This is a genomic window from Streptomyces sp. WAC03905, from assembly GCF_057371075.1.
On sequence record NZ_JBXYDZ010000003.1, the window covers coordinates 1,592,873 to 1,606,558 of the forward strand.

Below are 13,686 nucleotides of genomic sequence, written 5' to 3' on the forward strand. Positions count from 1 at the left end.
CGTACCGGAGCCGATCATGCGGTGCGCCCTGTTTCCGGGCCGTCCGCCTCCGACCCGTAGCATCGGGCCCATGGCTGATCTTTACGCCGTGGACCTGGCGTTCGACCTGCTCGACAGCACGCCCGAGGCCGTACTCGCGCAGGTGCGGGCCCACCTGACGGGGGACGGCCTGCTCGCCCCGCGGGGCCCGGCGTGGCAGGTCGGCGGCATGCTCGTCGGCGCGTTCGGCCCGGCGGAGCACGACGGCTGGGCCCTGACGGCCCGCCAGGAGATCCACGAGGAGCAGCTCCCGGCCCTGGAGGACCTCCTGCTCCTCCTCACCCCGTACATCCGCCCGCCGGGCCCGGTCGGCCGCATCCGCCACCACGCACATGAGGCCCCGGACCTCCTGGTCCTCCGCGAGGGCCGCGTGGTCCAACTGGCCCTGGACCGGCGCTAGAAGCGCCGGAGAGCCCGACCCGCAGCCCCGCCCGTCCCGGGCCGACGGCCCCGACGGCCGTGCCGCTTCCGGGGAAGGCGTGCGGGCGGGGCAGACGCCGCCGACGGCCCGCGCGGGGACCTGGCCGACGGCCCCGGACGCCGTGCCACATCCGGGGGCGGTGCGGGCCCGGGCGACGCCACCGACGGCCCGCGCGGGGGCATGGCCGACGCCCCCGGCGGCGGTGCCGCTTCCGGGGGGGGGCGGGAGAGGCCGGCGCCCCGACGACCCGCGCGGGGACCCGGCCGACGGCCCCGGACGCCGTGCCACATCCGGGGGCGGTGCGGGCGAGGCCGACGCCGCAGACTGCCTGCGCGAAGACTGGCCGACACCGCTGGCGACCCGCGCGGACGCATGTCCGACACCCCCCGCGGTGGCGGCCCCTTCCGGGGGGCGTGCCGGCCAGGCCGACGCCGCCGACGGCCCCTGCGGGGGGGGCCACGACCGGCCCTATGCGTGCCGCGTACCGCGTACCGCATACGGCCGGCGGGCGAGGCGCCACCCGCTCAGACCCCAGCGCTACGAGGCCGGCTGGGCCTGCCCTACGGACCATCGGGCAGCACACGGCCGCCGCAGCGACGGGCTCGACCACTGGTCCCCGTGACGTCCAGCCGGGCGGAGCCGGTCAGCCACCCACGGCGCCTTACGACGCGCGCCCCGCGGCTCCTGCCGGACCGACCGGGCCGCCCGGCGCGGCCCGCGGGCGGACTCGCCGCAGGCTCCGGCGCCGCCTGGTCGAGCGGTTCGAGGTGCTCGAAGGCGCGCGCCATCCCGGTCGGCGGTCGGCCGGCAGGTGTGGGCGGCCATCCCGGACGGCGTCGAACGGCAGTCCGCACCGACGCTGCCACCGCGGTCGCGGGCCGACAAGTAGCAGCTACGACCGACGCGCGAGGCCGCCGCTGCGGACCGCACACGACGCCCGAACCTCGCCCTCTGGAACCAGCACTGCGAAACCAGGTCGGCCGATCGCGCGCACCGTCCGGCCCACGGCGGCACCGAAGCCCGCTACGACCACGAGCCGACCCGTCTCCTCGCCGCGCCCCGGCAGCCGCCCGCCACCGCACGTCGCCGGGGCGACCGCCACTCCACCGACAGGCTCGACCACCGGTCCCGGCGGCGGCCGCCCGGATGAAACCCGGTCAAGCCCCCACCGTGCCGAACGTCGCGCGGCCGGTCGGCCGGTACGTCTGGATGGTCATCCCCGACGGCGTCGCACGAGAGGCCGTCAGCTCGTAGGCGGTGGGCAGCCCGCCGGTGGGGAACAGCCGCCGCCCGGCGCCCACCACGACGGGGAACACCAGCAGGTTGATCTCGTCGACGAGGTCCCGAGCCAGCAGCCAGTGCGCGAGCTGCCCGCTGCCGTGCACCTGGAGCTCCCCGTCCAACGCGTCCTTGACCCGGACGATCTCGCCCTGCAGGTGCTCCCCGTCGAGCACGGTGGCCGGCCCCCAGGCGGGCTCCTTGAGGGTGGTCGAGGCCACGTACTTGGGCAGCCGGTTCAGCCCGCCCGCCACCGGGTCGCCGGGTTCGTCGTGCTCGGGCCAGTAGCCGGCGAAGATCTCGTACGTCTTCCGCCCGAGCAGGAACGCCCCGGCCCGCGCGAACACCTCGGTGACGAACTCCCCCATCCCCTCGTCGACGTAGGGCGCGGCCCACCCCCCGTACTCGAACCCGTCACTGCGATCCTCCTCGGGCCCGCCCGGCGCCTGCATCACGCCGTCCAACGTCACGAAACTGGTCAGTGTCAACTCGGCCATGCCCCTGCGCTCCTCGCTCGATGGTCCCTACGGGTTCAGACTCCCGCCCCCACCGGAACTCACCGCGCCGCCACGCTCCCAACGGCTCGATCGGCGCAGTGCCAAGGACCCGGCGAACACCGTCCGCAAGGGTGCGATCCCACGCAACATCGCCCGCCACGTCCGCACCCGCCCCCGCCGCTGCGAACCCTCACCACCGACGAAGCCCACACCCCGGTCACCGCCCCAAAGTCACTGCCTCCGTGCACTGTTCGAACTCGCTTCCGCTAGGAACTCCTCGGCCTGCGCCGGTAGGACCTCGACCACGGCAGCGGCACCGCCGCCTTCAACTCTTGGCGTTAAGAAACGCAAGGAGCCCACCGATAACGAAGTCCGGTGAGCTCCTTGTTACCCGTCAAGCCCAATAAGCCACACAAGCGACTGCGGCCTACCAGTCGGCCCAGATCGGGGTCATAAATGGGGGTTGCTCAGCGAGTGTCCGTCCTGCAACTCCCACGGGCAGTGGCAGCCCTACGGCAGTGGGCCACATCGTGTCCAGCACCCTCCCCCAGGAGGCACGCGCTCTATCCAGGAATGACGTCCACATTATTCTCTGACAGAACCTCAAGGAGCAAATCGAATTTGGAACTCGACCCACCGGCAATATTCATTACCGCAGACAAGGAAGAACGCGCGACCGAAATGTCCCGCCAGGTAAGCCGAGCTGGGGCACCTTGGAGGCAGTCCGCAAGAGACTCTTCCAATTCGGCAAAAGTCTGCCCCATATACCCTCCCGGACCACGGAAAGCCTCACCGATGGCACAAAAGAAACTCGCGACATCCTTGATGTCGTCACCCCCCATATCGATCTCTCGAGGGGGAGCTGAAATCTGCCCCGCGGAGACGGATTCCGCGTAGCTGAGGCCGGCCACTTCAAGCCACGCCTCACGGGCGCCGACCTGAAGCGTGCGCCATTCACCACGCCGCGGTTGAGACACGCGGAACCTGTCCCACAAGCTGCGAGCCTCGACATGGGGAGGCACCCCCATTTGCGCCGTGACGACCAGATCTTCCGGCGCATTTCCGAGGGCTAGCTTGGCGCCCCACAGGGCGTAGCGCCCCATGGGCCGACCTGCAGCGTCGAGGACCAGGACCTCGACGTCACCCCCAAGCGTCGCAATCGGCGCGTTCAGGGTCGGGCGCACGAGCCTGAAGGCGAGTCGGGGGTACTCGGCCTCAAGGAACGCGCCGAAGTCGTCGTAGCTATAACGCCCGACAAAAAACCCCTCCAGATCGCAAGCGAAGACGGATGTATCGCTTTCCTCGAACCTAATTTGATATTTCACCAACAACGCCACCTACCTTGGACACGTCGAATCAACAGGACGGAAGGACGGTGATTTTAGCGTACTTGACTTTCGGGTCCGTGTAACCATACTCCCCGAAGCGGTTCGGACCGACGATCCTGTACGTATCGCCCTTCCCGGGAACCTCCCATTCAGGCGAGCCCGGAAAACCCGACTGCGCATGCGGACCTTACTTGGCCGCGCGCTTCGCTGATTCGGTTGTGCGGGGAAATCCGTGTGTGTTGCCGCCGCTCCTGCCGACAGGGGCCGCGAGCGGCGGGTCGGCACATTGCCAGGCGCCGGGTTCGGCGCGGAGGGTGACGCGGGTGGGTGCGGTGGTAGAAGTCGTATTCGGCCACCCGGAGCGCGTCGGTCAGGGCCTCAGCCAGTCGGCTGGCCAGCCAGCGGTACTCGGTGGCCGACAGTGCCCGCGCGCCGGGGGCCAGGACTTCGCGGGTGTGCTCAAGCAATTCCGGAACGTCGTCTACAACCAGATGCTCCGCGTCAACAGCGATGGCTTCGTCACCGCGGAGGTGCCCTTCGACAAGTTCGAGGACGGCAAGCAGTACTGGTGGCTCGCCCGCGCCAAGGACAAGGACGGCTGGTGGTCGCCCGGCAGTGGCCCCCTCGACTCGGGTGGCGGCGGCTGGTGCACCTTCACGGTCAGCCACAGCGTGCCGCCGAACCCGGCTGTCACCTCCACCGATTTCCCGCCCAGCGGCAACGGCACCGATTGGAGCCTCAAGGAGGCGGGCACCCCGGACCAGGCGTTGTACCTCTCCGGAAACGGCGCCAAAGCCGGTGACGTCCAGGAGTACCAGTGGAGCCTGAACCGTCCGCTGTTCGACAAGAAGGCCGCACCGGATGCCAGTGACAAGGCGACCGTCAAGATGCAGGTCGACACCACGGGTCCCAACGTCCTCTACGTGCGTACGGTCAGCAAGTCCGGCAACGTGTCCGGCCACACCGCCTACGAGTTCCTCGTCAAGGCCAGGCCCGGCCTGGACAAGCCCGGCGACGTCACCGGTGACGGCAACCCCGACGTCCTGGCCGTCAACGCACGGGGAGACCTGCTCACTTACGCCGGTGACTCCCTCGGCGACACCGACGCCCACCTTTTCGCCACCCTCGACAACGGCACGCCCGTCAGCGGCCACTGGAAGGACGCGACCACCGGGAAGTCGGCGCTCATCGGTCACTCCACCGACTGGTTCCCGGGCGACGGCCTGACCGACGTGATCGCGCGGATGCCGGACGGCAAGATGTACGTATACCCGGGCATCGGCACCGGCCAGTTCGACGTCGGCAGGCGCATGGAGATCCTGCTGCCCGTCAACGCACCGGACCCGGCGACCTTCCGCCAGATCGTCGTCAGCGAGGACGTCGACGGTGACGGATCTCCCGACCTGTTCGCCATCGCCGGCGACGTGGTGTGGATGTTCTCGGGATACTCGGGTGCCAGCTTCGCCTCGTACAAGCAGGTGGCCAACACGGTCTGGGAGTCCCGCGACATCGTCGGCGTCCGGGACATCTCCGGCGACAAGGTCCCCGACCTGCTCTACCGCGACAACGCCAACCCCAACCGCGGCCTCGTCCTGCGCAAGGGGAAGCCGGGCGCGAACGGCGGCGTCGACCTCGTCTCCCTGAAGGACGGGGCGAGTGCCCTGGGCGGTCAGGACTACGCCTACGCCGGTACCGGGTGGGGTCGTGCCGCGATACCGATGATTCTGGGGACCCCCGATGCCAACGGTGACGGGATCCCCGACATCTGGGCTGTCGGGACCAATGGGAACCAGTGGCTTTACATGGGCGGCACCAGCGCCGTCGGCGGCCCCACCGGCCGTGACGAGGACGGCTGGAACACCTTCCTGACGATCGGGTAGTCGGAACGGAGAGCCTCAGCTCCGAGCGCCCTGCCAGGAGATCACTCCTGGCGGGGCGCTCCGTCGTTCCCCGTTCTGCGTCCCTCCCCCGCGCGGAATGCCAGGTCGGATTCCCGCCAGCGGCGCTGGGCCCCCAGAGGATTTGATTGAAGCAGCAACCATTCGATGCGGGAGGAACGACATGGGCAGCAACAGGAACGCGGTGGCGCTGGTGACCGGGGGAAGCCGGGGGATCGGGGCGGCCGTCGCCGTGCGGCTCGCCGGCAACGGGGCGGACGTGGCGATCACGTACGTCAGCGACGCGGAAGCGGCGGGACGCGTGGTGAAGGCGGTGGAGGCGCTCGGGCGGCGGGCGGTCGCGCTGCGGGCCGATGCGGGGGACGCGGCGGAGGTCGCGAACGCCGTCGGGGAGACCGTACGGCGCTTCGGGCGGCTCGACGTGCTGGTCAACAACGCCGGGGTCGGGGCGGTCGGGCCGATGGAGGCGGTGGAGGCGGGCGACGTCGACCGGGTGCTCGGCGTCAACGTGCGCGGCGCGTTCCTCGCGGCCCAGGCGGCCGCGGCGCGGATGCGGGAGGGCGGCCGGATCATCACCATCGGCAGCTGCATGGCGCAGCGGGTGCCCGGGCCGGGCGGGGTGCTCTACGCCACGAGCAAGGCCGCGACCATCGGGCTGACGAAGGCCCTGGCGCGCGAGCTCGGCGGGCGCGGGATCACCGCGAACGTCGTGCATCCGGGGCCGGTCGACACCGACATGAACCCGGCGGACGGTCCGTACGCGGCCCCGCAGGCGGCGATGACGGCGGTCGGGCGGTTCGGGAAGGCGGAGGAGGTCGCGGACGTGGTGGCCTTCCTCGCCGGCCCCGGGGCGGGCTACATCACGGGCGCGGAGTTCGCGGTGGACGGCGGCCACGCGGCGTAGCCCTCGCCGGGCGTGCGGACGGACGGGGCCGGGGGCTCCTTGCCCCTTCGGAGGGGCGCCGTCGTGGTGTCCTGCGGGCGGGCTGGGAGGCCCGGCCTCCGCCCGTCACGCGGTGGCTCGCGGGGCGCCGCCGGTGCACCTCGGCCGGTCCGAGACGGCCCGCACGGCCCGCCGAGCAAAGTGGTGAGGCGGGCCCCCGCGCCAACTGCCGCGCGGAGGCCCAGGAGCGGGCGGCCCGGCCGGGGGGGGGCAGCCCCGCCGAGCGGCGGTCATGCCCCTCCCCCGGGCGCACCGCGCTGTGCGCAGGGTGCCGCGGAGTAGGGGCACACCGCCCGCCGCGGGATGCCGCGAAGTTGGGGCGCCCGCGCTCGCGCAGGGTGCCGGGGCGCGCGCTGCGCCGTGCACAGGGCGCCGCGGAGCAGGGGCACACCGCCCGCGCTTGCGCAGGGTGCCGGGGCGCGCTGCGCCGTGCACAGGGCGCCGCGGAGTAGGGGGCACACCGCCCGGGTGACAGGGCCACACCGCCCGCCGCGGGGGGCCGCGGAGTGTGGGGGCGGCGTCCGCGCGGCGGCGCTTGCACAGGGTGCCGCGGAGTAGGGGCACACCGCCCGCGCTCGCGCAGGGTGCCGGGGCGCACCGCCCGCCGCGGGGGGCCGCGGAGCGGGGGCGTCGTCCGCGCGACGGCGGGCCCGCCGCGCTGTGCGCAGGGCGCTGCGGAGTAGGGGCACGCCGCCCGCGCTTGCGCAGGGTGCCGGGGCACACCGCCCCGCCCGCCGCGGGGGGCCGCGGAGTGGGCGCGGCGCGCCGTGCGCAGGGTGCCGCGGAGTAGGGGCACGCCGCCCGCGCCGCGCAGGGCCGGCGGCGGGCGGTTTCTGGTGCGCGGGGTCGGGTGCCGCGACCTTATGCTCAGCTTGATCGACAGGACGAACGGGCGGGGGGAAGCGTGGACTTCACCGATCGGCAGGGCCGGTGCGTGGTGCTCGACGAGGTCACCGACGGGAACTGGCGGGACGTCGCCGACGTCGCGCCCGCCGACGACCAGCGGCGGTTCGTCGCCGCGCTCGGCGCCCGGTACCTGCTGCTCTCGATGCGCGGCGGCGTGTGGAACTCCCTCGCCGTCCGGGCCGGCGACGCGGTGGTCGGGCACGTGATGTGGGCGTACGACGAGGAGGGCGGCGCGCACTGGATCGGCGGCATGATCGTCGACGCCGCCGAGCAGGGGCGGGGCGTGGGCCGGGCCGCGGTGCGGGCCCTGATCGGGCGGCTGGGCGCGCTGCCGTCCTGCCGGGAGATCCGGCTGTCGTACCACCCGGACAACCTGCCCGCCGCCCGCCTCTACGCCGACCTGGGCTTCGTGCCCACCGGCGAGTTCGAGGACGAGGAGGTCGTGGCGGCCCTGGCCGTCGCCCCGGCCGCCGACCACGGAGTGTCGGCAGAGTAGGCCCGCAGGGCGGGCCGGGTGGTGCCGGACCCACCGCGCAGGAGGGGTCTTCGCGGGCACGATCGACCCGGTCCGGTGGGCCCTGGCCGCAGGGCCCCGCCGTCGCCCGGATCAGCACCTCGCCCCGCGCCCGGCGCAGCTCGTCTTCGCCGGCCCGGGTCCGTTCCGCGGAACCGCCTCAGGGGCGCACCGGTGGGCGGTGCGCCCCTGAGGGGCGTGCGGCCCCGGGGGTGTCGGCCCCCGGGGCGGTCACGGGTGCGGGGTCAGCCGCCCAGCTCCTGGTGGCGGGCGGTCAGCGCGGCCGCGCCGGCCTCCGTCAGCGAGCCGAAGAGGCGCAGGCGGGAGAAGCCGCCGTCCGGGAAGATGTCGATGCGCACGTGCGTGCCGACCGCGGGGGTGTCCAGGACGAAGCGGTGGTTGGTGTCGGGCTGCAGGCGGGTGCGCGGCAGGAACTCCTGCCACTCGCCCTCCTCGCCCGTCTTCACCGACAGGGAGGCCCAGCCGGCCGAGTTGCCCTTGAGGTAGGCGGTGTCGATCTCGACGGCGCGGATCTCCGACTCGGTGACGAGCTGGTAGCGGATCCAGTCGTTGCCGTTGTCGCGGCGGCGGGCGGTCTCCCAGCCGTCGTCCATCTTGCGGGAGCGGCCCGGGTTGATGGTGTTGGTCGGCGGCGAGTAGAAGCGGTTGGAGGCGTCCTGGACGGAGCCGCCGTTCTCCAGGGCCACCACGTCGAAGGAGCCGAGCGCGGCGAGCCACTTGGGGTCGGGCAGGACCTCGCCGTAGACGCGCAGGCGGGCGATGCCACCGTCGGGGTGCTGGTTGACGCGCAGGTGCGTGAAGCGCTGCTCGGCGTCGACCTCGAAGCCGTTGGCGGCGTGACCGCCGACGGGCGTGCGGGGGACGACGGTCGTCCACTTCACGTCGTCGCCCTGGAGCTCCTCCGGGGTCGGCGCGAGGGCGCCCTCCCAGTTGGTGGCCTCGATGGAGACGGCCTGCGGCATGTTGCCGCGGAAGTGGGCGGTGTCGACGACGATGCCGCGGATGACGCCGGGGGCGCCGAGGCGTACGAGGGCCCAGTCGTGGTCCTCGGGGGTGGGCCAGGGCTGGGTGGCGGAGACGCCGCGGCGGCGGCGGGTCTCCCAGCCGTCCATGACCTTGCCCTTGTGGCCGAAGTCCTCGGGGTCGAAGTGCGCGGCCTCGGAGATCAGCAGGTTCTCGCGCTGGGCGAAGAACTCGTCGTTGGCGGCGATGACACCGGCGCCCAGCTCACGGGCGGCGAGGTTCGCGTACTGGGTGAAGGGGAACTCCGCGGTGCGGTAGTCCGCGTACGGGTCGCCGCCCCCGTACGGGTTCGCGTTGCCGGTGAAGGATTCAATCGCCACTGGTCAGTTCTGCCTTTCGAGGAGGAGGCCCGTGGGCTCGGTCGGGGTGCCGTGGTCGGCGATCTGCGTGCCGCGCAGCCAGGTGGACTTCACGACGCCGTGCAGGGTCTTGCCCGCGTACGCCGTGACCCGGTTGCGGTGGTGGAGTTCGGCCGGGTCCACGGTGAACGTTTCTTCGGGGGCGAGCACGGCGAAGTCGGCGTCGCGGCCGGCCTCGATCGCGCCCTTCTGCGCCAGCCCGGCCAGGGCGGCCGGGGCGGCGGACATCCAGCGGACGACGTCCTCCAGGGTCCGGCCGCGGCGGCGGGCCTCGGTCCAGATGGCGGGCAGGCCGAGCTGGAGGGAGGAGATGCCGCCCCACGCGGTGGAGAAGTCGCTGGTCTTCAGGTCCGCGGTCGAGGGCGAGTGGTCGGAGACGATGCAGTCGATGGTGCCGTCGGCGAGCGCGTCCCAGAGGAGGTCCTGGTTGGCGGCCTCGCGGATGGGCGGGCAGCACTTGAACTCGCTGGCGCCGTCGGGCACTTCCTCGGCGGTGAGGGTGAGGTAGTGCGGGCAGGACTCGACGGTGATCTTGACGCCCTCGGCCTTGGCGGCGGCGATCAGCGGCAGCGCGTCCGAGGACGACAGGTGCAGGACGTGGACGCGCGCGTTCAGGCGCTTCGCCTGCGCGATCAGGTTGCCGATGGCGGTGTTCTCGGCGTCGCGCGGCCGCGAGGCCAGGAAGTCGGCGTACTTGGGGCCCGGGACGACGGGGGCGGCGTCGAGGTGGTGGGGGTCCTCGGCGTGCACGATCAGCAGCCCGCCGAAGCCGGTGATCTCCGCGAGGGAGGTGGCGAGCTGTTCCTGGTCGAGCTCGGGGAACTCGTCCACGCCAGAGGGCGACAGGAAGCACTTGAAGCCGTAGACGCCGGCGTCGTGCAGCGGGGCCAGGTCCTTGACGTTGTCCGGGAGGGCGCCGCCCCAGAAACCGACGTCCACGTGCGCCTTGGCGCGGGCCACCTCCTGCTTGACGCGCAGGTTGTCGACCGTGGTGGTGGGCGGGAGGGAGTTGAGCGGCATGTCGAGGATCGTGGTGATGCCGCCGGCCGCGGCGGCGCGGGTGGCCGTCCAGAAGCCCTCCCACTCGGTGCGGCCCGGGTCGTTCACGTGGACGTGGGTGTCGACCAGGCCGGGGAGCAGGACGTCGTCGCCGAAGTCCTCCAGCCGGGCTCCGGCCGGTACCTCGGCGTCGTGTGCCAGCACGGCCGTGATCTTCCCGCCGGCGACGGCGACCGAGGCGGCGCGCGTCCCCTCGGGGGTGATGACGCGCGTCGAGCGCAGTACCAGTTCCACAGCCACGTCGGCCACCGGAACCTCCCCATCTACTTCCACAGAGCGAAATTCAACGTTCTGTTGACGGAGTCTTCCCGGCGATCCGGGAGCAGTCAAGAGCGCCCGGACGGACCGCTGACGCACCGGGACCGCAATTGGATGTTTCCACAGGATGGAATTAAGATTTCGGGATACAGAATGTAGCTACCACCACGGGAGTCGGGCGGACAACTTCACGAGGACGTCCGCCACCAGGACAAACCACCTCTGACCGGCAGCGACGGCCCGCACCCCAGCACTGGGGCCGACGCCGCCCGCCGGGTAGGCTGCTCCCTTGCCTGCCAGCACCGAAAGGACCGCGCCGTGCCGACGTCCAGCGCCAGCACCACCGACGCTTCCTCAAAGACCCCTGCCGCCAGCGGTGGCGTCCAGTCCCTTGAGCGCGCCTTCGATCTGCTCGAACGTATGGCCGACGCCGGGGGCGAGGTCGGACTGAGCGAACTCTCCGCCGCCAGCGGCCTGCCCCTGCCCACGATCCACCGCCTGATGCGCACGCTGGTGGCGTGCGGGTACGTACGCCAGCAGCCCAACCGACGGTACTCGCTCGGCCCCCGGCTGATCCGCCTCGGCGAGTCCGCGTCGCGCCTCCTGGGCACCTGGGCCCGCCCCTACCTCGCCCGGCTGGTCGAGGAGACCGGCGAGACGGCGAACATGGCCCTCCTCGACGGGGACGAGATCGTCTATGTCGCCCAGGTGCCGTCGAAGCACTCGATGCGCATGTTCACCGAGGTCGGCCGCCGGGTGCTGCCGCACTCCACCGGTGTGGGCAAGGCCCTCCTCGCCCACACCCCGGCCGACGAGGTACGGGCCCTCCTCGCGCGCACCGGCATGCCGGCGGCGACCGAGAAGACCATCACCACGCCCGAGGGCTTCCTGGAGGCGCTGGAGCAGGTCCGCCGGGCCGGCTACGCGGTCGACGACAACGAGCAGGAGATAGGAGTCCGCTGCCTGGCCGTGTCGGTGCCGAACTCGCCGACCGCCGCCGCGATCTCCATCTCCGGCCCGGCCGGCCGGGTCACCGAGGCCGTGGCCGAGTCCTTCGTCCCGATCCTGCAGAACGTCGCCGACGAGCTGTCCGTGGCACTGGCCAACCAGAGCCCGGCGTAAGCGGTACGGAACGCCGTACGGCAGGGCCCCGGTGCCTCCCCCGCGTCGCGAGGGGCGCCGGGGCCCTGCCGTACCGCGGGCCCTGCCGTACCGCGGGCCCTGCCGTACCCGCGGCGGGCCCTGCCTCCCGGCTCAGGGCTCCCGCAGCACCTCCGACGCCGTCAGCCGGCCGTCGGCCATCGTCGCCGTCCGGTCCATCCGCTCCAGGTGGGCGTGGTCGTGGGTGACCAGCACCGTGGCCGTGGACCGCTCGCGCGTCAGGGTGACCAGCAGGTCCAGCACGGCCGCGCCCCGCTCGTGGTCGAGGGCGCTGGTCGGCTCGTCCACCAGCAGGACGGCGGGCTCGTTCATCAGCGCGCGGGCGATGTTGACGCGCTGGCGCTGACCGCCGGAGAGCTGGTGGGGGCGTTTGTCGGCCTTGTCGGCCAGGCCCACCGCCGCCAGCAGCTCCAGCGCCCGCCGGCGCAGCGCCTTCGCGGGCCGGCCCGCCAGGTGCGCCATGACCTGGAGCTGTTCGGCGGCGGTCAGCGAGGCCGGCAGGTTCGGCTGCTGGAAGACGATGCCGATCTCCTCCCGGCGCAGCGCCGCCTTCTCGGCGGGGCCGAGTCCCGTGGTGTCCACGCCCGCGACGACGACCCGGCCGCTGTCGGGGGTGACGAGGGTGGCGGCGACCGCGAGCAGGGAGGACTTGCCGGAGCCGGAGGGTCCGATGACCGCCGTCAGGGTTCCGGCGGGCACCTCCAGGCCGACCGCGTCGAGCGCGGTGAGCCCGGCCCTCCCCGTCGGGGTAGGTGAGCGTGGCGTCGTGGACGAGGAGGGTCATCGGGCGCTCCCGAGGGCGGTCAGCGGGTCGACGGCGGTGATCCGCCGGACGGACAGGGCGGCGCCCAGCGCACCGAGCGCGATCATGACCGCGGCGGGGAGGAGGACCGTGGCGGCGTCGAGGACGAAGGGCACGTCACCGCCGCCGATGAGCGCGCCGAGGCCGGCGGCGAGCGCGGTGCCCAGCCCGGTGCCGAGGGCGAGCATCACCACGGCCTGGCCGAGCGCGTCGCGCAGGAGGTACGGGGTGGAGGCGCCCAGGGCCTTCAGGACCGCGATGTCCCCGCTGCGCTGGATCGTCCACACCGTGAAGAACGCTCCGACGACCAGGGCCGAGATGGCGAAGAGGAAGCCCCGCATCAGCTGGAGCGAGCCGTTCTCGGCCTGGTAGGAGCCGATGGCGCCCAGGGCCTCGTCGACCGTCTGCGCCCTGGTCCCCGCGGCCCGGTCGGCGGCCGCCAGGTCCAGGCCGCTGCCGGAGACGGCGACGACCGTGGCCAGGGTGCCGGCGGAGGTGCCGGGATTGCCGATGCGCTGCCAGTCGTCCAGGTCCATCCAGACGACCGGGGTGTGGCTGAAGGCCGCGGTGCCCTCGACGGCGGCCACGGTCAGGTCCAGCGGGCCGACCCGGAGCCCGTCGCCGGCGGCGAGTCCGCCCAGCTCCTCCGCCGCCTTCTCCGCCAGGACCACCCGGCCCCGCGAGGGGCCAGCTCCCGGCGGCGCGAGCCCGCCGGCCGGGTCCACACCGAAGGCCGAGACCGCGGTGGTCCGCCCACCCCCCGAGTGGGCGTTGGTGGTGCGGATCCCGAGGGGCTCCGCCGACCGCACGCCGGGCTGCGCCCGCCAGGCCAGCCACGCGGACTCGGGCACCTGCGAGTCGGTGAACGACACCTTCCGGTCCCCGCCGGGCGCGGCGAAGGCCAGGTGCGAGGCGGGCAGGCCGGTGACGGCCGAGACGTTCTCCCGGGCCAGGCCGGCGGTGAGCCCGGACAGCAGGCCGACCAGCAGCGTGATCAGCAGCACGACCGAGCCCATCAGGGCGAAACGGCCCTTGGCGAACCGTAGATCTCTCCATGCGACGAACATGTCCCCCACCCTGGTGCGCCGCCACGGACCGGGGCATCGCGCCGCGGGAGCGATCCCCGCATCGAAGGGCGCACCCGGACATCGAACTTTCGATTGACCGGGGCCGGCCGGG

General features: G+C 72.9%; 10 protein-coding genes and 1 pseudogene. 5 read left to right on the plus strand and 6 right to left on the minus strand.

All coding sequences use genetic code 11. The features are described 5' to 3' along the window. The first annotated feature begins 70 nt into the window (after positions 1–70). A complete protein-coding gene (locus AC2RP6_RS09885; RefSeq protein ID WP_486445881.1) occupies positions 71–439 on the plus strand; it encodes a hypothetical protein in 369 nt (122 codons plus the stop codon). Positions 440–1,617: 1,178 nt separating this feature from the next. On the opposite strand, the gene AC2RP6_RS09890 is transcribed toward AC2RP6_RS09885, so the two are convergent. Together AC2RP6_RS09890 and AC2RP6_RS09895 are read right to left on the minus strand one after the other, a co-directional pair. Further along, on the minus strand, positions 1,618–2,235 hold the full coding sequence (locus AC2RP6_RS09890) for a dihydrofolate reductase family protein (RefSeq protein WP_486445882.1): 618 nt from the start codon (positions 2,233–2,235) through the stop codon (positions 1,618–1,620). A 563-nt stretch (positions 2,236–2,798) separates the two neighbouring features. Next, entirely contained in the window at positions 2,799–3,572 is a 774-nt protein-coding gene (locus AC2RP6_RS09895; protein ID WP_486445883.1) for a barstar family protein, read from the minus strand. A gap of 446 nt (positions 3,573–4,018) precedes the next feature. On the opposite strand from AC2RP6_RS09895, the gene AC2RP6_RS09900 reads away from it, so the two are divergent. The 3 genes from AC2RP6_RS09900 (at position 4,019) to AC2RP6_RS09910 (ending at position 7,806) form a co-directional block, all read left to right on the plus strand. Continuing rightward, positions 4,019–5,443 carry a hypothetical protein gene (locus tag AC2RP6_RS09900; RefSeq protein ID WP_486445884.1) on the plus strand — a complete coding sequence of 475 codons (1,425 nt, stop codon included), beginning with the start codon at positions 4,019–4,021 and terminating at the stop codon, positions 5,441–5,443. A gap of 181 nt (positions 5,444–5,624) precedes the next feature. After that, on the plus strand, positions 5,625–6,365 hold the full coding sequence (locus tag AC2RP6_RS09905; protein WP_486445885.1) for an SDR family oxidoreductase: 741 nt from the start codon (positions 5,625–5,627) through the stop codon (positions 6,363–6,365). A 943-nt stretch (positions 6,366–7,308) separates the two neighbouring features. Continuing rightward, positions 7,309–7,806 (plus strand): GNAT family N-acetyltransferase, encoded by a 498-nt coding sequence (locus tag AC2RP6_RS09910; protein ID WP_486445886.1) that lies wholly within the window; start codon positions 7,309–7,311, stop codon positions 7,804–7,806. Between the two features lie 263 nt (positions 7,807–8,069). Here AC2RP6_RS09910 and alc read toward each other — a convergent pair whose 3' ends face one another. Next, positions 8,070–9,188 (minus strand): allantoicase, encoded by a 1,119-nt coding sequence (alc, locus tag AC2RP6_RS09915; RefSeq protein ID WP_486445887.1) that lies wholly within the window; start codon positions 9,186–9,188, stop codon positions 8,070–8,072. Positions 9,189–9,191: 3 nt separating this feature from the next. After that, entirely contained in the window at positions 9,192–10,526 is a 1,335-nt protein-coding gene (gene allB / locus AC2RP6_RS09920; RefSeq protein ID WP_486450275.1) for an allantoinase AllB, read from the minus strand. 336 nt (positions 10,527–10,862) lie between these two features. On the opposite strand from allB, the gene AC2RP6_RS09925 reads away from it, so the two are divergent. After that, positions 10,863–11,666 carry an IclR family transcriptional regulator gene (locus AC2RP6_RS09925; RefSeq protein WP_486445888.1) on the plus strand — a complete coding sequence of 268 codons (804 nt, stop codon included), beginning with the start codon at positions 10,863–10,865 and terminating at the stop codon, positions 11,664–11,666. Positions 11,667–11,798: 132 nt separating this feature from the next. Here AC2RP6_RS09925 and AC2RP6_RS09930 read toward each other — a convergent pair. Next, positions 11,799–12,489 (minus strand): annotated as a pseudogene (locus AC2RP6_RS09930) (ABC transporter ATP-binding protein). Then, the gene (locus AC2RP6_RS09935; protein ID WP_486445889.1) at positions 12,486–13,574 is read right to left on the minus strand and encodes an ABC transporter permease; all 1,089 of its coding nucleotides are present in this window, start codon (positions 13,572–13,574) and stop codon (positions 12,486–12,488) included. The pseudogene AC2RP6_RS09930 and the gene AC2RP6_RS09935 overlap by 4 nt, the downstream one beginning before the upstream one ends. Positions 13,575–13,686 lie beyond the last annotated feature (112 nt).